General features: G+C 70.0%; 17 protein-coding genes. 9 read left to right on the forward strand and 8 right to left on the reverse strand.

What is annotated here, in order from left to right; genetic code table 11:
* The first annotated feature begins 6 nt into the window (after positions 1–6).
* On the forward strand, positions 7–900 hold the full coding sequence (locus HL658_RS16040) for a LysR family transcriptional regulator (protein WP_180283322.1): 894 nt from the start codon (positions 7–9) through the stop codon (positions 898–900).
* Here HL658_RS16040 and HL658_RS16045 read toward each other — a convergent pair.
* The 4 genes from HL658_RS16045 to HL658_RS16060 form a co-directional block, all read right to left on the reverse strand.
* Entirely contained in the window at positions 881–1,246 is a 366-nt protein-coding gene (locus HL658_RS16045; RefSeq protein ID WP_180283323.1) for a response regulator, read from the reverse strand. The two genes, HL658_RS16040 and HL658_RS16045, sit on opposite strands and share 20 nt — an antisense overlap.
* A gap of 11 nt (positions 1,247–1,257) precedes the next feature.
* On the reverse strand, positions 1,258–2,730 hold the full coding sequence (locus tag HL658_RS16050; protein WP_180283324.1) for an ATPase domain-containing protein: 1,473 nt from the start codon (positions 2,728–2,730) through the stop codon (positions 1,258–1,260).
* A 226-nt stretch (positions 2,731–2,956) separates the two neighbouring features.
* On the reverse strand, positions 2,957–3,370 hold the full coding sequence (locus tag HL658_RS16055; protein ID WP_180283325.1) for a DNA-binding transcriptional response regulator: 414 nt from the start codon (positions 3,368–3,370) through the stop codon (positions 2,957–2,959).
* Entirely contained in the window at positions 3,367–4,170 is an 804-nt protein-coding gene (locus HL658_RS16060; protein WP_246337634.1) for a Crp/Fnr family transcriptional regulator, read from the reverse strand. The genes HL658_RS16055 and HL658_RS16060 overlap by 4 nt, the downstream gene beginning before the upstream one ends.
* A gap of 225 nt (positions 4,171–4,395) precedes the next feature.
* Here HL658_RS16060 and HL658_RS16065 point away from each other — a divergent pair, with 225 nt between their 5' ends.
* Positions 4,396–4,650 carry a hypothetical protein gene (locus tag HL658_RS16065; RefSeq protein ID WP_180283327.1) on the forward strand — a complete coding sequence of 85 codons (255 nt, stop codon included), beginning with the start codon at positions 4,396–4,398 and terminating at the stop codon, positions 4,648–4,650.
* 91 nt (positions 4,651–4,741) lie between these two features.
* Positions 4,742–4,960 carry a hypothetical protein gene (locus tag HL658_RS16070; RefSeq protein WP_180283328.1) on the forward strand — a complete coding sequence of 73 codons (219 nt, stop codon included), beginning with the start codon at positions 4,742–4,744 and terminating at the stop codon, positions 4,958–4,960.
* Between the two features lie 45 nt (positions 4,961–5,005).
* On the opposite strand, the gene treY is transcribed toward HL658_RS16070, so the two are convergent.
* The 3 genes from treY to HL658_RS16085 form a co-directional block, all read right to left on the reverse strand.
* A complete protein-coding gene (gene treY, locus HL658_RS16075; protein WP_180283329.1) occupies positions 5,006–7,789 on the reverse strand; it encodes a malto-oligosyltrehalose synthase in 2,784 nt (927 codons plus the stop codon).
* A 105-nt stretch (positions 7,790–7,894) separates the two neighbouring features.
* The gene (locus HL658_RS16080) at positions 7,895–9,589 is read right to left on the reverse strand and encodes a methyl-accepting chemotaxis protein (RefSeq protein ID WP_180283330.1); all 1,695 of its coding nucleotides are present in this window, start codon (positions 9,587–9,589) and stop codon (positions 7,895–7,897) included.
* 43 nt (positions 9,590–9,632) lie between these two features.
* Complete coding sequence (locus HL658_RS16085; protein WP_180283331.1) at positions 9,633–10,598, reverse strand: tripartite tricarboxylate transporter substrate binding protein; 966 nt, start codon at positions 10,596–10,598, stop codon at positions 9,633–9,635.
* Positions 10,599–10,939: 341 nt separating this feature from the next.
* Between HL658_RS16085 and hutU the strand changes: the two genes are divergently transcribed.
* The 3 genes from hutU to HL658_RS16100 all read left to right on the forward strand — a co-directional run bounded on the left by hutU (position 10,940) and on the right by HL658_RS16100 (position 15,882).
* On the forward strand, positions 10,940–12,628 hold the full coding sequence (hutU, locus tag HL658_RS16090) for a urocanate hydratase (protein ID WP_180283332.1): 1,689 nt from the start codon (positions 10,940–10,942) through the stop codon (positions 12,626–12,628).
* 16 nt (positions 12,629–12,644) lie between these two features.
* Complete coding sequence (locus HL658_RS16095) at positions 12,645–13,649, forward strand: ornithine cyclodeaminase family protein (protein ID WP_180283333.1); 1,005 nt, start codon at positions 12,645–12,647, stop codon at positions 13,647–13,649.
* A gap of 100 nt (positions 13,650–13,749) precedes the next feature.
* The gene (locus tag HL658_RS16100) at positions 13,750–15,882 is read left to right on the forward strand and encodes an AMP-binding protein (RefSeq protein WP_180283334.1); all 2,133 of its coding nucleotides are present in this window, start codon (positions 13,750–13,752) and stop codon (positions 15,880–15,882) included.
* 15 nt (positions 15,883–15,897) lie between these two features.
* On the opposite strand, the gene HL658_RS16105 is transcribed toward HL658_RS16100, so the two are convergent.
* The gene (locus tag HL658_RS16105) at positions 15,898–16,638 is read right to left on the reverse strand and encodes a DUF6065 family protein (RefSeq protein ID WP_180283335.1); all 741 of its coding nucleotides are present in this window, start codon (positions 16,636–16,638) and stop codon (positions 15,898–15,900) included.
* A 160-nt stretch (positions 16,639–16,798) separates the two neighbouring features.
* Here HL658_RS16105 and HL658_RS16110 point away from each other — a divergent pair, with 160 nt between their 5' ends.
* The 3 genes from HL658_RS16110 to HL658_RS16120 all read left to right on the forward strand — a co-directional run bounded on the left by HL658_RS16110 (position 16,799) and on the right by HL658_RS16120 (position 20,702).
* Positions 16,799–17,305 (forward strand): hypothetical protein, encoded by a 507-nt coding sequence (locus HL658_RS16110; RefSeq protein WP_180283336.1) that lies wholly within the window; start codon positions 16,799–16,801, stop codon positions 17,303–17,305.
* 128 nt (positions 17,306–17,433) lie between these two features.
* Positions 17,434–20,202: a bifunctional diguanylate cyclase/phosphodiesterase gene (locus tag HL658_RS16115; RefSeq protein WP_180283337.1), complete on the forward strand. Its 2,769-nt coding sequence runs from the start codon at positions 17,434–17,436 to the stop codon at positions 20,200–20,202.
* 71 nt (positions 20,203–20,273) lie between these two features.
* Positions 20,274–20,702: an OsmC family protein gene (locus HL658_RS16120; protein ID WP_180283338.1), complete on the forward strand. Its 429-nt coding sequence runs from the start codon at positions 20,274–20,276 to the stop codon at positions 20,700–20,702.
* Positions 20,703–20,705 lie beyond the last annotated feature (3 nt).

A 20,705-nucleotide genomic window follows, 5' to 3' on the forward strand; every position in this document is an offset into this window, starting at 1 on the left:
GTCGGCATGACCCTCGAACAGCTCCGCATCTTCGTCGCCGTCGCCCTCCGGGAGCATGTGACCCAGGGTGCCCGCGACCTCAACCTGACGCAGTCGGCGACCAGTGCGGCCATCGCCGCGCTGGAGGCGCGCTACGCCACCCGGCTGTTCGACCGGGTCGGCCGGCGGGTGGTGCTGACCGAAGCCGGCCGCCTGTTCCTGGCGGAGGCCAGGGCGGTGCTCGCCCGCGCCGCGGAGGCGGAGACGGCGTTGGCGGATCTGGCCGGGCTGAAGCGGGGGACGCTGCGGCTGGCCGGCAGCCAGACCGTCGCCAATTACTGGCTGCCGCCGCTGATGAACCGCTACCACGCGCTCTATCCCGGCATCGCGCTGTCGCTGGTGATCGGCAACACCAACAGCGTGGCCGCGCAGGTGCATGACGGCAGCGCCGATCTCGGCGTCGTCGAGGGGGAGGTGGTGGACCCCGCCCTCGGCGTCGAGCCGGTGGACGGGGACGAGCTGGTGCTGGTCGTCGCCCCCGGCCATCCCTGGGCATCCACGGCGCCCGGCGCACCGGCGGCCTTCGCGGCGGAGCGCTGGATCCTGCGCGAGCGCGGCTCGGGCACCCGCTCCGCCTTCGAAGCGGCGCTGCCGGAGTGGGGGCTGACGCCGGGCGACCTGCGGGTGGCGCTGGAGTTCCCGTCCAACGAGGCGGTGCGGTCGGCGGTGGAGGCGGGAGCGGGAGCGGCGGTGCTGTCGCGGCTGGTCGTGGCGGCGTCGCTGCTGGCCGGTTCGCTGGTCGCGGTGCCGGCCGCCTTGCCGCGGCGGCGATTCTACGCGCTGCGCCGGCAGGAGCGCCACGTCACCCAGGCGCAACGCGCCTTCCTGGCGCTGGCCGCCTCTACCGCGCGTCCGCCGTGAGGCTGCGCACGGCGTTGACCAGGGCATCGGCGCCGTAGGGCTTCTGGAGGAAGGCGGCGAACAGGCCGGGGTTGCGGGACACCACATCGCCCGGCACGGCGCTGACCAGCACCACCGGGATGCCGGCGTGCACGGGGTCGGCCCGGAGCGCCAGCGCCAGCTCCAGCCCGTTGCGCCGCGGCATCATATAGTCGGTCACGACCACATCCACCGTGCGTTGCGCCAGCATGGTGAGCGCGCGGTCCCCGTCGTGCGCTTCCAGCGTCTCGAAGCCGGCATCGCTGAGCACCATCGCGGCGGTCAGCGCCACCAGCGGCTCGTCATCGACCACCAGAACCGTGACCATGATTGCCCCCCTCAGTGGGGCTGGTCGGCGGGCGGGGTCTGCACTCTGGCAGACCCGGCGAGCAGCGCTTCGGCACTTTCCGCGGTCGGAGCGAGTTCGATCCCATGCCCGGTAATCCTGAACTCCCTGATCTGCGGATCGTAGGCGCTGTCGCGCATCTTGAGGATGGCGAGCAGCCGGTGGACCCGGGCGCCGACCTCCGCGAACCGGAGCAGGAGCAGGTTCTCCACGATGCTGGATATCTCGGGCATGGGCGCTTCCACGCTGCCGCCGAACAGCCTGGGCACCTCCCAGGTGGCGACCGTGGTAACACCGCGGGCCCGAAGCTCGTTCACCAGCGCCGTCGCGAAATTCAGGAAACGCGCCGGGTTCGTCGAGGCCTTGTGGAATCCGCCGAACCCATCGATGAACAGACGGCGCACCCCGCGACGCTCCACCGCGTCGAGCAGCCGGTGTCCGACCGCGTCGAGCAGGTTTTCCGTGGCCGGCTGCCACAGGATGTCGAGAGCGCCGGACGCGACCATACCGTCCAGATCGATCCCGAGGAGCTGCGCCTTCGCCCGCAGACGGGGCGGCGTCTCGTAGAAGCCGAAATGCAGCGCCGGCTCCTCCGGCGAAGCCTGGCCGAGGAAGTTGAGGCCGAGCGTGGTCTTGCCGGTCCCCGACGCGCCGAGCACCAGCGTGGTGGACGCGCGCGCGACCCCGCCGCCGAGGATGAAATCCAGCGCCGGGATGCCGGTGCTGGTCCGCTCGGTCAGCACGGTGTCCTCGATCGACGGGGTGGCGTAGACGGCTTCCAGCCGCGGATGCACCGACATGCCGCGCGCGCTGATCTCGAACTGATGCAGCCCGCCCAGCTTCTCGCTGCCGCGGTGCTTGCTGACGGTCAGACGCCGGATGGCGCGCACGCCGGCCAAGTCCTCGGCCAGTTCGATGATGCCGTCGGCCATGGTGTGCTCGGGGCTGACCTCGTCCAGGTCGGCGCTGGTCAGCATCAGCACCGTGCAGCCGGCGAACTCCGCATGCCCCTGCACGGCCTGGAGGCACTCCTTGAGGTCGATGTGCGAGCCCGCGGTCTCGCGGATGGTCAGCAGGCCGTCCACAACCAGCAGGGTGGCGCGGCGCCGCTTCATCTCCCCGCGCAGCAGGTCGACGAAGCCCGGCAAGCCGCTGTCCGCCAGCGTCCCGTTGGCGTTGATGTAATAGACTTGGTCGGGAATGAGCCCGCGGTCGAAGAACTCGAGCGTGGACAGATGACGGAAGAGGTGGGTGTGGCTTTCCGCCAGAAGCGTGACATACAGCACGCAACCGCCCTGACGGGCGTGATGGAAACAGGTCTGGTTGGCAAGGATCGTTTTGCCGGCGCCCGGCCGCCCCTGGACGATGTAGGCACCGCCCTGGACAAGTCCACCACGGAGAACCCGGTCGAGCCCGTCGATACCGGTGGTCAGACGTTCCAGAATATCCGCCAACCGTCCCCCCATCACCGCGGCGTCCGGCACCCGGGATACGTCGACATGAAGGAGGCCGTCAAACAAAAACGGGGCATCTCCACCGCCCTCGGGCTTTCGGCCAGGGTGGTGATATCCATTCGGGCAAGGTTGTAGGAAACGCGGTTCCACGCATTTCTTGCGTGTGAAAGCGTCACCGGAGATTCATGGCGAGCTATATTGCCGCTGTTCGAAACCCTCCATTACATTGCTACAGCGGCTACGGACGCCCCGAAGCACCCCCGTGTCCCGGCGATTCGGCCAGGGATTGCACGAGGGTCCTCAGTGTTTCCGGGGCGTACGGTTTTTCCAGCAGCAGCCAGCCGCGTGCCAGCAGCGCCGATGCCTCCTTCCGGGTGCGGTTGCCGGTGGTTACCACCACGGGCACCGGCCGGCCGAGCGTGGCCTGGATCTGGTCGACGGCGTCCGGGAACCCCGTCTCGCGACCATGGACGAGATCGGCGACGAGCACGTCGGGTTGGCGTCCCGACCGTTGCACCGTGCGCAGCAGCGCCGCGACCGAGCCGCCGCTCAACAGCCACATACCCCAGGCTTCGAACGCCATGTCCAGGGAAAGGCAGAGGACGGCGTCCGTCTCCAGGATGGCGACGGTCATGCCGTCCGCGTGCGTCATGCCAGTCTCACATCACCGCGATCGCCGCGGGTCGTGTCGAAGACCTGGTCCAGGCGCTTGGGCGCGCGGATCAGATGCAGGTAGAGTTCGTCGAACTGGCCGACCGAGGCGAGCTGCCGCAGGTCGTTCACGGTGATCTTCTGGCCGTTCAACTCGATGAGGCCGCCGTCGCGCAGGCGGCGCAGCGTGCGGTTCATGTGCACGATGCTGAGGCCCAGCGCGTCCGCCAGGATCTCCTGCGTCACCGGCAGCGTGAAGCGGCCGTTCTCCGCCAGGTTGACCACGGTGAGGCGCCGCAGCAGCTCGACGATCAGGTGCGCGGTCCGTTCCAGCGCCGTGCGCCGGCCGAGGCTCAGCAGGCGCTCGGCGACGATGGCCTCCTCCTTGGCACCGGCCCAGGCCAGTGCGGCGGCCAGACGCGGAAAGCGCTGGAACAGCTCCACCACCCGCTCGGGCGGAAAGTTGGCCACGCTTACGGCGGTCAGCGTGGTCACGCTGTGGTCGGCGATGTCGAACAGGTTGCAGTAGATGCCGATGATGTCGCCGGGGAGCACGAAATTGACCACCTGCCGCCGGCCGTCCGGCAGCGCCTTGTGGCGCATCGCCCAGCCGTCCCGCATCACGCGGACATCGCCGTAGCGTTCCCCCTGCCGAAGCAGGTCGGTGCGCGGAGGATGACCGACGATGGTGCGTTCCAGCTCGGCCAGAAATCCCTTCTCCTCGTCCCTGATCTCGAGATAGCTCCCGAGCTTTCGCCACAGGGGCGTTGCGGAAGGGGCCATCGCCCGCGCGCGTGTCATGCCTTCTCGTGCCTTCTCTCTCCCGCGGGCGACGGGTCCTTTCGGACGCGTACCCTTCCGGGTCTTGCCGAACCATTCCGCCTTTTGCGGGCGGTCGGCCATAACATAGGTTAAGGGCCTGCCGGATTCTTACCGTCCTGATGGGACACCCCTCCGTTCCAACTGTTGGACAAAGGGTTATCCGCGTCAGGTGAATCGGGCCGGTGAAGCGAACGGGAGCGTGAAATGGCTGCGCAAGGGGATGCGGCGGGTCTTGCGGCGCTTTCCATCTGTGAATCCTTGATGATTGCACTGGTTGAGAAAGGTATCCTTGAAGTGGAGGAGGCGAGGTCGGCGCTGGAGGATGCGGCGTCCGCCCATCAGGTTCTCCGATCCTCGCATCAGGACGATCCTCCGCACGCCCTTGCGGCCGAGTTGATCGAGCGCCTGATCACCCAGATGAACGCGGCCAATCCGAACGGTGGGAACGGCCAGGGCTGACGGCCAGGGCTGACGGCCAGGGCTGACGGATCGTCCGGATTTCGGGTACACTGGAATCCACGAATAACCCATCCGCGCAGGGGGCCAGGCCGTGTTCATGGTGAGCGACGAGGAAGCGGAGCTGATCCAGACCGCGTATCACCGCGGCGGCGAGCTGGCGGCCGTGGCCGAGCTGCGCCGCGTGTTTCCCGTGTTCCAGGGCAACGAACGGGCTGTGGACGCGGTGCGCATGATCGCCGGCTGGCGGCGCGTGCAGGTGGCCGGTGCGGTGGCGCGCCGCTCCCCGCGCGCTTCCCGCGACCCCGCCTGAACACCCGGGCAAGCGATCCGAGTCGCCCGCAACCGGCGCCGTCGGTCAGTCCCGCAGCGGAACCAGAGCGGCCGCCGGCAGCGTGGCGAACAGGTCGCCCGCCGCGAGCCGCCCGGCGGCGGTCGTGAGGTCGCGGCCGGTGAGCAGGTCGCGCCAGCGCAGACCCGCGGCGCTCTCCGGCACGGGGATGGCGGTGTCGTCCCAGCCCGGCCCGGCCTCGCCGCGCGCCGGAAATCGGGCGGCGGCGACCAGCAGGGCGGAGTCGTCGTGTCGGCGCAGGAAGGCGCAGACCCGGTCGGCCTGCGTCCCCTCCGCCGTCAACGCCTCGTAGCCGCCCGCGGCGTAGAGTTCCGCATGGTCGCGCCGGTGCGCCAGGATGGCGGCCACGACCGCCAGCTTCACCGCCCCATCGCGCCAGCGCTCCAGCAGCGCGGCCATGTCGGCACGGCCGCCGTCCAGCTCGTCCAGAAGCCGGATGCGGGCGTCGTAATCCACCGGACGGCGGTTGTCGGGATCAACGAGGCTGAGGTCCCACAGCTCCGCCCCCTGGTAGAGGTCGGGCACACCCGGCACCGTCAGTTTCAGCACCGTCTGGGTCAGGCTGTTCAGCACACCCAGCCGCGCCACCCGCTCCTGGAACGGCAGGAACTGGTCGAGGAAGGCGTTGGGGCGCGAGACGTCCAACGCGTCGCGCATGAAACCGGTCAGCGCCTCCTCGTAGGCGGTGTTGGGCGCGGCCCAGGTCGAGTGCAGCTTGGCCTCCCGCACCGACTTGATGAGCGCCCCTTCCATGCGGTCCGCGAACGCCGTCAGCGCCGCCTCGTCCGGCGTGCCGGTGCCGGTCAGCTCCGCCGGCCAGGCGCCGAGCATGAGCTGGTACAGCAGATACTCGTCGTTGCGGTCGGGCGGGGCGGTGCCTTCCACGTCGCCGCGCCGGGCGCGCAGGATGCGGCTCCAGGCGCGCACCTGCCGCTCCCACTCGTCGGGGATCTCGGACAGGACATGGAGGCGCGCGCGCGTGTCCTCGCCGCGCTTGGTGTCGTGGGTTGAACTGCCGAGCATCGCGTGCGGCCAGCGCCGCGCCCGCTCCGCGTTGGCGAAGTGGAAGGCGGCGAGGCTGACGCCGAAATGGTCGGGATGGCCGCCCACCTCGTTCAGCGAGACCAGCCGGTTGTAGCGGTAGAAGGCGGTGTCCTCCAGCCCCTTGGCCATCACCGGTCCGCTGTATTGCTGGATCTTCATGGCGAGCCGCACCACCGCCTGCCGGCTGAAGCCGCTGCGGGGGGCAGCCACCAGATCGCTGGTGAGCAGCTTGTGCAGGAAGTCGAAGACGCTGCCGTCGGGCGCGTTCTCCATCCGCCGCGCCTGCGCCACCGCCCAATCGATGTCGCGGCGGTCGGCGGCGTCGGGCTCCGACCCGTCGATGTAGGTGCGGTAGACGGGGAAGCTGGCGACGATCGCCTTCAGCCCCTGGTGAAGGATGTTCTTGGTGAAATCGGCGGTCAGCGGGTTGGTGCGGGCGACGCGCCCCGCCTCGCGCGCGAGCGTGTTCAGCTCGCTCGCCATCTCCTGCTCCATGATGCGGATCTTGCAGTCGACCACGATGTCGGCGAAGGGCCGCGTCTGCCCGGTGACGTCGGCGTAGAGGCGGGAGAAGGCCTCCTCCCCCGCGGGATCGACCAGCAGCCCGCCGACGAGGTTGGCGAACTCGTAGCCGCTGGTCCCCTCCACCGGCCAGTCGTCGCGCAGCTTCTCGTGCCGCGCCAGGATCTTCTCCACCACCAGATAGAAGGGCCGCGGCGCCTTGGCGCGCAGCCGCTCGAAATAGCCCTTGGGGTCGAGCAGCCCGTCCACATGGTCGAGCCGGATGCCGTCCAGCGTGCCGTCGGCCAGCAGGTCGAACACCAGCCGGTGCGCGTGCTCGAACAGCTCCGGCTCATCCATGCGCAGCCCGGCGAGGTCGTTGATGTTGAAGAAGCGGCGGTAGTTGATGTCGTCGGCCGCCACCTTGAAATAGGCGACGCGCCAGTGCTGGCGCTGGATCAGCGCGTCCAGGGCGCGGAAGCTGTCGGGATCTCCGGGGCGGCCGTTGAAGCGGGCGACGGCGGCGTGGATCCCGTCGGCCACACCCGGCTCGCCACGCGCGGCCTGCGCCAGCTCGGCCTTCAGATCGCGGGCGCGGCGGGCGACGTGCGGACGCGCGTTGGGCAGGCCGGCGAAGGCGTCGCCCAGCCGCTCCAGCGCCGGGTGCCCGTCGCCCAGTATGTCCACATAGTCGAGCGGGCAGACCGGCAGCTTGTGGCTGCCATAGGCCCAGACGGCGAACATGCCCTGCTCCGCGTCGAAGGCCAGCACGAGCTGGCCGTCGTGGAGGACGGCGCCGTACTGGTCGCCCAGGAAGGGCACCAGCACCTTGTCGTCGAGGTAGCGGCGGTCGGGCGACCAGTCGATGTCGAACCAGCCGGCGTAATCGGAGTCGGGCCCCCACTCCAGAACGTCCAGCCAGAAGCGGTTGTCCGACCCGCCCACACCCATGTGGTTGGGCACGAAGTCCAGCACCTGCCCCAGCCCCGCGTCCCGCAGCGCCGCGACCATGCGGTCGAAGTCGGCGCGGCTCCCGACCTCCGGGTTCAGCGCGTTGTGGTCGACGATGTCGTAGCCGTGCGTGCTGCCCGGCCGCGCCGCCAGATAGGGGGAGGCGTAGAGGTGGCTGACCCCCAGGCGGGCCAGATAGGGCGCCAGCTCCGCCGCCCGGCCGAAGCCGAAGTCCTTGTTGAACTGCAGCCGGTAGGTGGCGCGCGGGACGGGTCGATCGGATGGACGGTTCATGGACTTCCCCAGTGACGGGCGCCGGGCGATCGGCGCGCGGGCCGGCTGGGAAACCCCGGCCCGCGGCGCTGGTTCCTTGACCGGAAGGAAAGCCCGGCGGAACCGTCAGGCGGCGGTGATGCGGCGGGTGAACCCCTCGATCTCGCGGTCCAGGCTGGTGAAGTTGTCGGACAGGGTGGCCGCCGTGGTCTGCACGCTGCCGGCAGCCCGGCCGGTGGTCTCCGCCGCCTCCTGGACGAGGCGCATCTCCTGGAGCACCGCCATGGTGTCGGCGGCGGCGCGCTGGGAGCGCTCGCTGATCTCGCGGGTGGCGGCGTCCTGCTCCTCCACCGCGGCGGCGACGGTGCCGAGCGAGCCGTCCACCTCGCGGATGGTGGTGGCGATGCTGCGGATGGCGTTCACCGCGGCGGCGGTGGCGGCCTGCACCGCGGCGATCTCCGAGCCGATCTCCTCGGTCGCCTTCGCCGTCTGGTTGGCGAGGCTCTTGACCTCCGACGCCACGACCGCGAAGCCCTTGCCGGCCTCGCCGGCGCGGGCGGCCTCGATGGTGGCGTTCAACGCCAGCAGGTTGGTCTGACCGGCGATGTTGTTGATCAGCCCGACCACCTCCTCGATCTTGCGGCTGGCCTCCGACAGGCCCTTGACGATCTCGTCGGTGCGGCCGGCCTCCTCCACGGCACCACGGGCGAGCCCGGTGGAGCGGGCGATGGAGCGGGTGATCTCGTCGATGGAGGAGCGGAGCTGCTCCGCCCCCGACGCCACGCTCTCCACCTCCGTCGTCGCCTCCTGCACGGCGTGGGCGACGGTGTCGCTGTGGTGGCTGGTCTGGCGGGCGTTCTCCAGCATGCCGTTGGCCTCCTCCCGCATGGATGCGGCGGAGCGGATGACCTCGCCCATGGTCTTCTTGACCGACGCCTCCAGGTCGGCGGCCAGCTTGGCCAGCACCGCGCGCTGGTCGCGCTCGGACTTGGCGCGGAAGGCCTCCTGCTCCTCGGCCAGTGTGCGCACGCGCTGGGCGTTCTCCTTGAAGACCTGGACCGCGCGGGCCATGGAGCCGATCTCGTCCCGGCGGTCGGCGCCGGGGATCTCGCCGTCCAGATGTCCGGTCGCCAGCCAGTCCATCGCCGCGGTCAGCAGCCCGACGGGCCGCGTGATGTTGCGCCCGACCAGCAGGGCCACGCCCATCGTGACCAGCAGCGCCAGCACCGCCAGCGTGTAGAAGCCGTCGGTGATGACGCCGACCGAGGCGTTGACCGTGCGGTAGCGTGCCGTCGCCTCGTCACGCTGGAGGTTCAGATACTCCCGCGCGCCGCCGTTCACCCCGTCGTAGCCGGCCTGCAGCGCCTTCAGGAAGTCGAGCGGGTCCACCCCCATCTTGAGCAGGCCGAGGAAGCTGCCGACCGTCGCCTGGTAGGAGGCGGCGTCCGCCGCCATCTTGCCGGCCAGCGCCCGTTCATGGTCATCGAGGTCCGGTGTGTCGCGCAGCCGGACCAGCCGCTCGTTCAGCGAGCGCAGCAACCCGTTCAGCGCCTTCACCTCCTCGTCCACCGCGCTGTCGGGGGCGTTGGCGGATTTCAGCACCATGGCGCGGTACAGCCCGCCATGGGCGAGCGCCAACGTGTCGGTCAGCCCTTGCACCTCCGCCTCTCGCGCCAGCGAGCGGTTGAACAGGCTGTCGAGCAGGTCGGACTGCATGCGGATGGCGATGCCGCCGAGGACCGCGATCGCGACGATGGCCAGCACCGCCGTGGCGGTGGGGATCCCCAGCTTCCTGGGAATGCGGATGTGGTCGAGAAACATGTGGGGACCCTTGCGGATGGGCGGCAATGACGGGTGCGGGGGCTCACTTCAGCCAGGGGGCGTCCTTCCACAGCCGCTGGAACTCCACCGTCGCCCGCGCCAGCTCGGCGGCGTAGGCGTCGGGCGGCAGCACGCGCAGCGGCTGGTAGGTCTCCGCCGCCTTGTGCTTGAATTCGGGCTCCTCGACCGCCTTCAGGATGGCGTCCACCAGCTTGGCGCGGACGTCGGCGGGCAGCCCCTTGGGGGCGCCGATGCCGCGCAGCGCCGACAGCACGATGTCGAATCCCTGCTCCTTGAAGGTCGGAACCGATGTCGCCGGCTCCAGGCGGGTCGCGCTCATCTGCCCCAGGATGCGCATCGCGTCCGTCTTCAGGTGCTGCATCGCCTCGCCGACATTCACCGAGCTGACGGCGATCCCCTTGCCCAGCAGCGCCTTCTGATTCGGTCCGCCGCCGGGGAACGGGACATGGATGAGCTGCACCCCGGCCTGGCGCTGGAACAGCAGCAGACCGATGTGGTCGTCGGACCCGGCGCCGGACGTGCCGACCGCGACCGTGTTCGGGTTGGCCCTGGCGTGGGCGGCGAGGTCGGCCAGCGACTTGAAGGGGCTGTCGGCCAGCACGGCGAAGGCGCCGGGGTCGTCCACCAGATTGACCAGGGGGTCGATGCGGTCGAAGGAGAAGCGCGCCTGCCGCTCGATCGGGATGGTGATGACCGGCGGCGAGTTGATGAAGCCGATGGTGTAACCGTCCGCCGGGGCGTCGGCGATCACCGAGAAGCCGATCTCCCCGCCGGCGCCGGGCTTGTTCACCACCTCCACCTTGGCGCCGTCGCCGAGGTTCTTCGCGATGAAGGGGGCGATGGCCCGCGCCAGGATGTCGGTGCCGCCGCCGGTGCCGAAGGGGACGACCAGGGTGACGGGCTTTTCGGGGAAAGCGGCCCTGGCGGCGGGCGCCGCCAGGGCCAGGGCGCCGGCCGCCAGGGCCAGGAGAGCCGAACGGAATCGCATGTCGCACCTTCTTGGGTGGTCGCTGTTGTTCGATAGCGAACGAAGAATCTTCCGATCGCGGATGTCCGGAAAGAGGATATCCGCAGCATTCACGATCAATCCATGAGTTCATTACGAACGCACGGTGGAAATATTGCCGCACGTGTCCGCATATCCGAATATTTGAGTTTTGAAATCTTGTGTCTGTGGGTGGAAGAGCCATGGTTTTCCTTATGTAAACATCTCGTATTCAAACGAATGACCGTGCGTGCCTTGGCGTGACCCGGCGGAAAATCGGGCTGGTCATCGGCATCGGATGGGGGTAGAACCTTACTTGTCTATACAAGCCTAGGGGGGCTGGAATGGGATCGGGAACGGTGGACAACCGCAGGATCATCCGCGCGCCGCACGGCACGGCGCTGTCGGCGCGCTCGTGGCTGACCGAGGCCCCCTTGCGGATGCTGATGAACAACCTCGACCCCGACGTGGCGGAGAACCCGGACGAGCTGGTGGTCTATGGCGGCATCGGCCGCGCCGCGCGCAACTGGGCCTGCTTCGACGCCATCGTCGACGCGCTGCGCGCGCTGGGCGACGACGAGACGCTGCTGGTGCAGTCCGGCAAGCCGGTCGGTGTCTTCCGCACCCACGCCGACGCGCCGCGCGTGCTGATCGCCAACTCCAACCTCGTGCCGGCCTGGGCGACCTGGGAGCATTTCCGTGAGCTCGACGCCAAGGGGCTGATGATGTACGGCCAGATGACGGCCGGCTCCTGGATCTACATCGGCAGCCAGGGCATCGTGCAGGGCACCTACGAGACCTTCGCGGAGGTCGGGCGGCGCCATTACGGTGGCGACCTGAAGGGCCGCTGGATCCTGACCGGGGGCTTGGGCGGCATGGGCGGGGCGCAGCCGCTGGCCGCCACCATGGCCGGCGCCTCCATGCTGGCGGTGGAATGCTCCGCCCGCAGCATCGAGCGGCGGCTGGAGACCCGCTACCTCGACCGCAAGGCGGCCACGCTGGACGAAGCGATGGCGATCATCGGCGAGGCGAAGGCGCAGGGGCGGGCGGTGTCCGTCGGGCTGCTCGGCAACGCGGCGGAGGTCTTCCCCGAGCTGGTGCGCCGCGCCAAGGCGGACCCGTCCTTCCGCCCGGATGCGGTCACCGACCAGACCAGCGCCCACGACCCGCTGAACGGCTATCTGCCGGCCGGCTGGACGCTCGCCGAGGCCGAGGCCCTGCGCCTGAGCGACCCGGAGCGGGTGGTGAAGGCGGCCAAGCTGTCCATGGCCGCGCATGTCCGCGCCATGCTGGATTTCCACCGCATGGGCGTGCCGACGCTGGATTACGGCAACAACATCCGCCAGATGGCGAAGGACGAGGGAGTCGCCGACGCCTTCGACTTCCCCGGCTTCGTCCCCGCCTACATCCGCCCGCTCTTCTGCCGCGGCATCGGGCCGTTCCGCTGGGCCGCGCTCTCCGGCGACCCGGAGGACATCTTCCGCACCGACCAGCGCGTCAAGGAGCTGATCCCCGACGACCCGCACCTGCACAACTGGCTGGACATGGCGCGCGAGCGCATCGCCTTCCAGGGCCTTCCCGCCCGCATCTGCTGGGTCGGGCTGGGGCAGCGGGCGCGGCTCGGCCTCGCCTTCAACGAGATGGTGGCGCGGGGCGAGCTGAAGGCCCCCGTCGTCATCGGCCGCGACCATCTCGACAGCGGCTCCGTCGCCAGCCCCAACCGCGAGACGGAAGGGATGATGGACGGCTCCGACGCGGTGTCCGACTGGCCGCTGCTCAACGCGCTGCTGAACTGCGCGTCGGGGGCGACCTGGGTCAGCCTGCACCATGGCGGCGGCGTCGGCATGGGCTACAGCCAGCACGCCGGCATGGTCGTCGTCGCCGACGGGACCGAGGCCGCCGCCCGGCGGCTGGAGCGGGTGCTGACCAACGACCCCGCCACCGGCGTGATGCGCCACGCCGACGCCGGCTACGACATCGCCAAGGACTGCGCCCGCGAGCAGGGGCTGAACCTGCCGATGCTGGGACGCTGAGGAAAAGGGGCAGGGCATGGATCCGATCGACTTCACCTTCCTGAACCGGGCCGACGTCGAGGCCCTGGCGCTCACCGACGACGAGATCCTGGCGGCGGTCGAGGCCGGGCTGCACGCCCAGGGCAACGGGCAGACGGTGATCGAGCCGCGCGTGCATCTGGTGCCGGAAAGCTCCGCCAAAGGGCATTTCAACGTGCTGCGCGGCTATGTGAAGCCGATGGGCTTCGCGGGCGTGAAGGTGGTCGGCGACTTCGTCGACAACTACAAGCGCGGCCTGCCGTCGGAACTGGCGATCCTCAACCTCTTCGATCCGGAGACGGGGGCGCTGCGCGCCATCATCGACGCCACCGGCATCACCGAGATGCGCACCGGCGCCATGACCGCGCTGGGTGCCAAGCATCTGGCCCGAAAGAACAGCCGCGTGCTGGGCCATATCGGGGCGCGGGGCACCGCCTATTGGAACGTGCGGCTGCTCGACCACCTCTTCGACTTCGACGAGATCCGCGTGCATTCCCGCCGGCCGGAGAGCCGCAACGGCTTCGCCGAGCGGCTGTCGCGCGATCTTGGCAAGCCGGTCGTGGCGACCGACGACTGGGAAAGCTGCGTGCGCGGCGCCGACATCGTGGTCGAAGCCTCCCGTCTGCCGGAGCCCACGCCGATGCTGCGGACGGAATGGATCAAGCCGGCCGCTTTCGTCGTGCCCTACGGCACCATGAGTGCGGTGGAGCTGTCGCTCACCGACATCATGGACAAGGTGGTTGTGGACGACTGGGGTCAGTGCCGCAAGGGTCTGCCCTACGGCGCGCTGCGCCGCCACGTGGACGAGGGCAAGGTGACGGAGGAGAACCTCCACGCCGAACTCGGCCAGATCGTCGCCGGGCTGAAGCCCGGCCGCGAGAGCGACGAGGAGACCATCCTGTTCTGGCACCGTGGCCTCAGCCTCAGCGACATAGCACTCGGCCACGCCATGCTGGAGAAGGCGGCGCGGCTCGGCCTCGGCCGCATGCTGAACTTCGCCTGACGGCGCGGGGCGGCGGTGTGATACCGTCCCGCCCTTGACGAGCCGGGCGCGCCCCTCGGGGGAGGGGCGCCGGACGGCGTGCGCGGAGATGGGGGCGGGCATGGCGGGTGGGATCGTTGCGGCGCTGCTGCGGCTGCTCCATCGGGTGGAGGTGCGCGGGATCGAGGCTGCGCGCGGGGTGGGCGGCTGCGTGGTGGTCGCCACGCGGCGTTCGACCATCGACGCGCTGCTGATCGCCTCCGCCCTGCCCGAACCGCCGGTGATCCTCGGCCGTCCGGACGAGGGGGCGCCGGGCTGGGCGCGCCGGGCGCTGGACCGTTTCGAGCGGGTGGGGGGACTGCGCGCCGCGGTGCGGGCGGCGCGCGCCGGGCGCTGCTGTCTGGTGCTGACCGGCGACCGGCCCGACCTGGACGGGGTGGCGGCGGTGTACGGCCCGGCCGCCCTGATCGCCGGGGCGGCCGGGGTGCCGGTCCTGCCGCTGCACATCGACGGCAGCGGCGCCACGCCGCACGCCCTGGTGCGCTGGCCGGGAACGCGGCGGTTCCCGAAGATCGCGCTGACCGTCGGCACGCCGCGGCGCCTGTCCGCGCCTGCCGAGGCGCGTGGCCGGGCGCGCCGGGTGGCGTTGGCGGAGGGGGTGTACGACGCGCTGGCCGCCACGGCCTTCGCCGCCTTCGACCTCGACCGCAGCGTGTTCGACGCGCTGCTCGACGCCCGCCGCCGCTTCGGCCACGACACCCCGATCCTGGAAGACGCCGAGCGCCACCCCATGGGCTTCGGCCGGCTGGTGCTGGGCAGCGTGGCGCTGGGCCGCGCGCTCGCCCGCACCGCCGCGCGCGGGGAGGTGGTCGGGGTGCTGCTGCCCAACGCCAACGCGGCCGCCCTCACCATCTTTGGGCTGCACGCCTTCGGCCGGGTGCCGGCCATGCTGAACTACAGCATGGGGGCGGAGACGCTGGTGTCGGCCTGCCGCACCGGGCGTATCGGCACCATCGTGACCTCGCGCCGCTTCATCGCGCTGGGCCGCCTCGACCGCATCGCCGAGGCGCTGGGGGCCGAGGCGCGGCTGGTCTATCTGGAGGATCTGCGCAAGCAGGTCGGGCCTTTGGACAAGCTGTGGGGCCTCGCCGTGTCGCGCGTCCCGTGGCTGCTGCGCGGGCGCACGGCGCCGGCGGACAGCCCCGCCGTGCTGCTCTTCACCTCCGGCTCGGAAGGGGCGCCCAAGGGGGTGGTGCTGAGCCACGCCAACATCCTCGCCAACGTCGGGCAGGTCGGGGCTGTCGTGGAGCTGGTGCCGCAGGACCGGGCGGTCGACCCGCTGCCGCTGTTCCACAGCTTCGGCCTGACCGCGGGGATGCTGTTTCCGCTGCTGCACGGGGTGCCGGTCTGCCTCTACCCCAGCCCGCTGCATTACCGCGCGGTCGCCGAGCTGGTGGCCGACGACAAGGCCACGCTGCTGTTCGCCACCGACACCTTCCTGGCCGGTTACGGCCGCGCCGCGTCGGACGGGCAGCTTTCCAGCGTGCGCTACGCCGTCGTGGGGGCGGAGCCGGTGCGCGACGGCACCCGCCGGCTCTACCGCGAGCGCTTCGGCGTGGAGATCCTGGAAGGCTACGGGGCGACCGAGACGGCGCCGGTGCTGGCGGTCAACACCCCGACCCACAGCCGGCCGGGCACCGTCGGCCGTTTCCTGCCCGGCATCGCGCACCGGCTGGAGCCGGTGGAGGGGATCACCGACGGCGGCCGGCTGGCGGTGAGCGGCCCCAACGTCATGCACGGCTATTACTTGCCGGAGGAGCCCGGCGTGCTGCGCCCGCCGGCCGCCGGCTGGCACGAGACCGGCGACATCGTCGCTGTGGACGGCGACGGCTATGTCCGCATCGTCGGCCGCTTCAAGCGCTTCGCCAAGATCGCCGGCGAGATGGTCTCGCTGGCGGCGGTGGAGGCGCTGGCCGGGCAGCTCTGGGCGGACGAGTCGCATGTGGCGCTGGGCCTGCCCGACACCCGCAAGGGCGAGCGCGTCGTGCTGCTGACCACCCGCGCCGGGGCCGGGCGCGACGAGCTTGCCGCCTTTGCCCGCGAGCGCGGCATGCCCGAGCTGATGGTGCCGAAGACGGTCCTGTGGGTGGACAGCATCCCGACGCTGGGCTCCGGCAAGGCGGATTATCCCGCCGTGCGGCGGATGGCGGAGAACGCGCTCAGCGACGGTGCGGAGCGACGGACCGGCACCTGACTCGGCGGGCCGGTGTCACTCCCCGCCGTCGACGAAGGGCTTGGGGCGAAGCTTGGTCTGGTGGCCGGGGCAGCCGGGGGTGCCGTCGGGGTTGACGCCGCGGAAATAGCCCTTCTGCCAGCGTTCCCTGGCGGCCGTGGAGGCGGGGTCCGCGAGGTCCTTGTTGAACTGCCCGCGGGACGACGCCCAGCTGCGGTAGCGGGCGGCCAGGTCCGGGTCACTGTCGATATCGCGGAACTCCGGCTCCATGGCCTCCATCTGGCCGCGCTGGACGGGGAAGAGCAGGGCGATGGGCTCGTTCTCCTCCCATGTCACGTCCATGCCGGCGGTGGTGAATTTCCAGTTCATGGTGAAGGGATAGGGCGACCAGTCCGTCTCGACGATGCCCGACAGCGGCGCCACTCCATCCTTGGGGTCGTTCAGCGGGCCGGTGACGAACAGGTTTATGCCGGGATCCGTGCGGAACAGCGCGCCGACATGGAAGGTCATGATGCCGTGGCCGAAGTGGCTGGCCGGGGCCAGATGGGTGTCCGCCCCCTCCGCCTCCACGGCGATGGCGCCCAAATCCGGGCCACCGTCCCACCGCGCCCGCACCCGGCAGGGGCTCAGCACCTCCCACCCGAACTGGTTGGCGATGTGCAGCGGCAGGCAGCGGTAGGCGAACTGGTCGGGCAGCCCGTCGATCCAGTCGCGGGTCGTGCGCGCCGGCCGGATGCGCGGTGTGCGGCCCGAAAGTGGATAGGCGATCAGCGACATGCCGGAACTTCCTCGATGGGCGGTGGGCGGTGGGCGGTGGGCGGTGCAGTATTGCATCGATTTCCCGACTTATCGTGGGGTTGTGTGGATTTGACGCTCCACAAGACCGGGAAGGATGCGATAATCGACGGTGAGGATCGATGGGTGAAGGGGTGCGGCCATGCCCAGTGTGGTCGAGGTCGTGATCCAGATGGCGCGGAAGCTGCAGGGCGACGTGGCGGCGCTGGGTCGCCTGCGTGGCGCCGGGACACCGAAGACCTTTCCCCAATTCCGCGAAATCCGTAACAAACATCATGAGATTTCCGGATTGATCTTTTCGATCCAGGAGCGGCTGGAGGGCGCGAAACAGCATCTTCCTCCCAATTTCGCGCAGTGGGTGCTGCGGCAGAAACTGACCTCGCTGGCGATCTTCACCGACATCAGCCACCAATTCATCGGCAATCCGCCGATCGCTTTGACCTCGTCGCTCGGCGCCTTCGATCTTCTGGTGTCCGAGCGGCAGTCGTTCCAGGAGGCCCTGCAGTACTTCGACACGCTGCTGTTCGAGGCCGGCATCGACGACAAGATGGCCGACGAGCTCGACGCAACCCGCTGCAAGATCGAAGAAATTCTTCAGATGATCGAGAAGCTTCTGGTTTCGAGTCCGAAAATTCTGGAGGAATTCTGACCATCCGGGGGCGCGTTGCCGCGCCGTCATTATCCCTTTCCGCGAGTGGGGTCGTCGACTAATGTGACAGTCGGGCACGGCGGGGTGTGGCTTCAGGGGAGGCCGCCGGTTCCGATGCCGGTGGAACCATGTTCTGGCGCGACTCCCTCGACGCGAACTCGCCGGCGACGACCACCGAACGGGCCGACACCCGGCTCGCCTGGGTTGTCTTGCTGGTCGCGTTGTCGCTGACGGGATTGGTGTGGCTGAATGCATCGCGCGAGGTGCGTGCGGCGGCTGACGAGCGTTTCGCCCGCAGGGTGTCCGAAATCCATGATCAGATCAATGATCGATTGTCGATCTATGCCCATCTGCTGAATTCGGCCAGCGGCCTGCTGCGCGCCGTTCCCGAAGCGGGGCGGGATGCCTGGACCAGCTTCGTCGGCGACCTCGACCTCGAGGCGCGGTTCCCCGGTGTGCCGGCGGTCGCCTTCGCCGCGGCGGTCACGGATCGGGATTCGGACCGGCTCGTGGCGGAGGCGCGGGCGGACGGCATCGACGGCTTCCGCATCTGGCCGGCCCAGGCGGAGGGCGGGCTGCGCGTGATCAATCTCTACGCCGCCCCGGTCAACGGCATGAATTTGCGGGCGCTGGGCTTCGATCTGATGTCGGAGCCGGTGCGCCGGCGCGCGGTCGAGGCGGCGCGCGACAGCGGGACGACCACCGTCACCGGAACCATCACGCTGAAGATCGACGAGACCAGCCGGCCGCAACCCGCCTTCATCATGTTCGCCCCCGTCTACCGGTTCAACGCGACCCCGCGCACGGTGGACGAGCGGCGCGGCGCCTTCCAGGGGGTTGTGCTCAGCCCGATCCGGCTGGAGCCGATGTTCGCCACGGTGCTGGCGCTTTGGCCCGGCGATGTGGCGGTCGCCGTGCACGACGGCACGCCGGCCCCGGTGTTCCGCAGCCATCCCGAGCGGCCGGACGCGCCGATGCTGACCGCCACACGCGAGCTGAAGGTCGGCGGCCGTGTGTGGACCCTGCGCTTCGAATCGCGCGCGCCCTTCGAGGTGCCGGTCCGCGGCGGCTGGCCGACGGTGCTGCTGGCCGTGGGTGTCGCCATCAGCGTGCTGCTGTTCCTCATCGTCTGGGGGCTGGCGACCAACCGCAGCCGGGCGATGGCGCTCGCCCGGCGGATGACGGCATCGCTGCGGCGGCGGGAGACCGAGCTGAACCAGCTCTTTTCCCAATCGCCGCTCGGCATCGCGCTGATCGGGACCGACGGCCGGATCGTCGATTGCAACGACGCGGTGGTCCGCATGCTGGGCCTGCCGCGTCCGCAGCTCATCGGCTACCATGTCGGGGCCGGGCTGGGCGACGGCGCCGTCGCCACGGCCATCGAGGATGCCCTGGCCGGGGAGCCCCGCAGCCTGGAGACCGCCAACCTCCTGTTGCGCGACGGGCGGCGCGGGCACTTCAACCTGCATGTCCAGCCCGTATACGACGGCACGGACTTCCTGTTCGTCCTGTGCTTCCTGGAAGACATCGGGGAGCGGAAAAGGGCCGAACAGCATGTGCACTACCTCGCCCATTACGACGCGCTCACCGGGCTGCCCAACCGGGTGCTCCTGTACGAGCGGCTGAACCAGGAGCTGGCGCGGGCGCGGCGCGAGCGGACGCGGGTGGCGGCCCTGTTCATCGATCTCGACCGCTTCAAGGTCATCAACGACAGCCTCGGCCATTCCTTCGGCGACGAGTTCCTGCGCTCGATCGCGCAGCGGCTGCGCCTGTCCCTGCCGGATGGCGACTTCGTCGGGCGGCTGGGGGGCGACGAGTTCCTGGTTGTCTCGGGCGGTTGCTCCAATCCCGCGGACGCCGGCGAGTTGGCCGAGACGCTGCGGCGCGAGCTCGGGCGGCCGGTCATGCTGAACGGCCAGTCCTGCGTGCTGTCACCGTCCATCGGCATCGCCCTCTTTCCGGACGACGCGCAGGACGCGGAGGGGCTGATCCGCTGCGCCGACATCGCCATGTACAGCGCCAAGGACGCCGGACGGGACACCCACCGCTTCGTCACGGCGGAGATGGGCACCCGCTCGCGCGAGCGGCTGGACGTGGAGGCGAGCCTCCGCCACGCGCTGGAATCGGGGCAGCTCTTCCTGACCTATCAGCCGCAGGTGCGCATCGCCGACGGCACCATCGCCGGGCTGGAAGCGCTGATCCGCTGGCGCCATCCCGAGAACGGGGCGATGCTTCCCGGCCGCTTCCTGCCGGTGGCGGAGGAGTCCGGGCTGATCCTGCCGATCGGCGAATGGGTGCTGAACGAGGTGTGCCGGCAGATCCGGGAGTGGCAGGGCCGGATCGGCCTGTCGGTGCCGGTCGCGGTGAACATCTCGGGCGTGCAGTTCCGCGACAGCCGCCTGCCCGGCCAGATCCTCGCCGCGCTCGACACGCACGGGCTGAAAGGACCGGAGCTGGAGATCGAGGTGACGGAGAGCGTGCTGATCCACAACCTGGATTCCACCGCCGCCACGCTGCGCGCGCTGAAGCAGCGGGGCGTGCTGGTGGCGCTGGACGATTTCGGCACCGGCTACTCCTCACTCAGCTATCTGCACCGTTTTCCCATCGACACGCTGAAAATCGACCGCTCCTTCATCCTGAACCTGGAGTCCGATCCCATGGCGCGGTCGATTCCGCGGGCCGTCATCGGGCTTGGGACGGCCCTCGGCCTCTCGGTCGTGGCGGAGGGGGTGGAGACGCCGGGGCAGCTCGCCCTGCTGTCCGAGATGAAGTGCGACCTCGCCCAGGGTTATCTGTTCGGCCGCCCCCTGCCGGCGGCGGAGACCGAGCCGCTGCTTGCCGCCGGTGTCCTGCGACCGGCCGAACGTCAGACCCTGCCCCACATCGGGGCTGTCTGAACGGACGATGGCCGAGGGAGCCCGGCGCCCCATCTCGTTCGGCATCATCAACGCGACAGGGAGGCATGGTCATGCCGATGCGACGGTCGGAAGCGGAATGGACGGGATCGCTGCGCGAGGGCGGCGGCCGCATGAAGCTGGGCAGCGGCGCCTACGAGGGTGCCTATTCCTTCCCGTCCCGCTTCGAGAACGGGCAGGGCACCAACCCGGAGGAGCTGATCGCCGCCGCCCACGCCGGCTGCTTCTCCATGGCACTGTCGGCGGCGCTGACCAAGGCGGGTTTCACGCCGGAGCGCATCCACACCACCGCCAGCGTGCATCTGGAGGCGGACGGCGGCGGCTTCGCCATCACCCGCATCGAGCTGGTGACCGAAGCCTCCGTCCCCGGCATCGACGACGCCGGCTTCCAGCAGCAGGCGGAGGGTGCCAAGGCCAACTGTCCCGTTTCCAAGGCGTTGGCCGGCACCAAGATCAGCCTGCAGGCGACGCTGCTGGGCTGAGCG

The organism is Azospirillum oleiclasticum (assembly GCF_013423485.1).
GTDB lineage: Bacteria > Pseudomonadota > Alphaproteobacteria > Azospirillales > Azospirillaceae > Azospirillum > Azospirillum oleiclasticum.

Excerpts from the sequence above, each read along its gene's own strand:
- HL658_RS16040 (WP_180283322.1), top strand. The coding sequence starts at position 7 with ATGACCCTCGAACAGCTCCGCATCTTCGTCGCCGTCGCCCTCCGGGAG.
- HL658_RS16045 (WP_180283323.1), bottom strand. The coding sequence starts at position 1,246 with ATGGTCACGGTTCTGGTGGTCGATGACGAGCCGCTGGTGGCGCTGACC.
- HL658_RS16050 (WP_180283324.1), bottom strand. The coding sequence starts at position 2,730 with ATGGGGGGACGGTTGGCGGATATTCTGGAACGTCTGACCACCGGTATC.
- HL658_RS16055 (WP_180283325.1), bottom strand. The coding sequence starts at position 3,370 with ATGACGCACGCGGACGGCATGACCGTCGCCATCCTGGAGACGGACGCC.
- HL658_RS16060 (WP_246337634.1), bottom strand. The coding sequence starts at position 4,170 with ATGACACGCGCGCGGGCGATGGCCCCTTCCGCAACGCCCCTGTGGCGA.
- HL658_RS16065 (WP_180283327.1), top strand. The coding sequence starts at position 4,396 with ATGGCTGCGCAAGGGGATGCGGCGGGTCTTGCGGCGCTTTCCATCTGT.
- treY (WP_180283329.1), bottom strand. The coding sequence starts at position 7,789 with ATGAACCGTCCATCCGATCGACCCGTCCCGCGCGCCACCTACCGGCTG.
- HL658_RS16080 (WP_180283330.1), bottom strand. The coding sequence starts at position 9,589 with ATGTTTCTCGACCACATCCGCATTCCCAGGAAGCTGGGGATCCCCACC.
- HL658_RS16085 (WP_180283331.1), bottom strand. The coding sequence starts at position 10,598 with ATGCGATTCCGTTCGGCTCTCCTGGCCCTGGCGGCCGGCGCCCTGGCC.
- hutU (WP_180283332.1), top strand. The coding sequence starts at position 10,940 with ATGGGATCGGGAACGGTGGACAACCGCAGGATCATCCGCGCGCCGCAC.
- HL658_RS16095 (WP_180283333.1), top strand. The coding sequence starts at position 12,645 with ATGGATCCGATCGACTTCACCTTCCTGAACCGGGCCGACGTCGAGGCC.
- HL658_RS16100 (WP_180283334.1), top strand. The coding sequence starts at position 13,750 with ATGGCGGGTGGGATCGTTGCGGCGCTGCTGCGGCTGCTCCATCGGGTG.
- HL658_RS16105 (WP_180283335.1), bottom strand. The coding sequence starts at position 16,638 with ATGTCGCTGATCGCCTATCCACTTTCGGGCCGCACACCGCGCATCCGG.
- HL658_RS16110 (WP_180283336.1), top strand. The coding sequence starts at position 16,799 with ATGCCCAGTGTGGTCGAGGTCGTGATCCAGATGGCGCGGAAGCTGCAG.
- HL658_RS16115 (WP_180283337.1), top strand. The coding sequence starts at position 17,434 with ATGTTCTGGCGCGACTCCCTCGACGCGAACTCGCCGGCGACGACCACC.
- HL658_RS16120 (WP_180283338.1), top strand. The coding sequence starts at position 20,274 with ATGCCGATGCGACGGTCGGAAGCGGAATGGACGGGATCGCTGCGCGAG.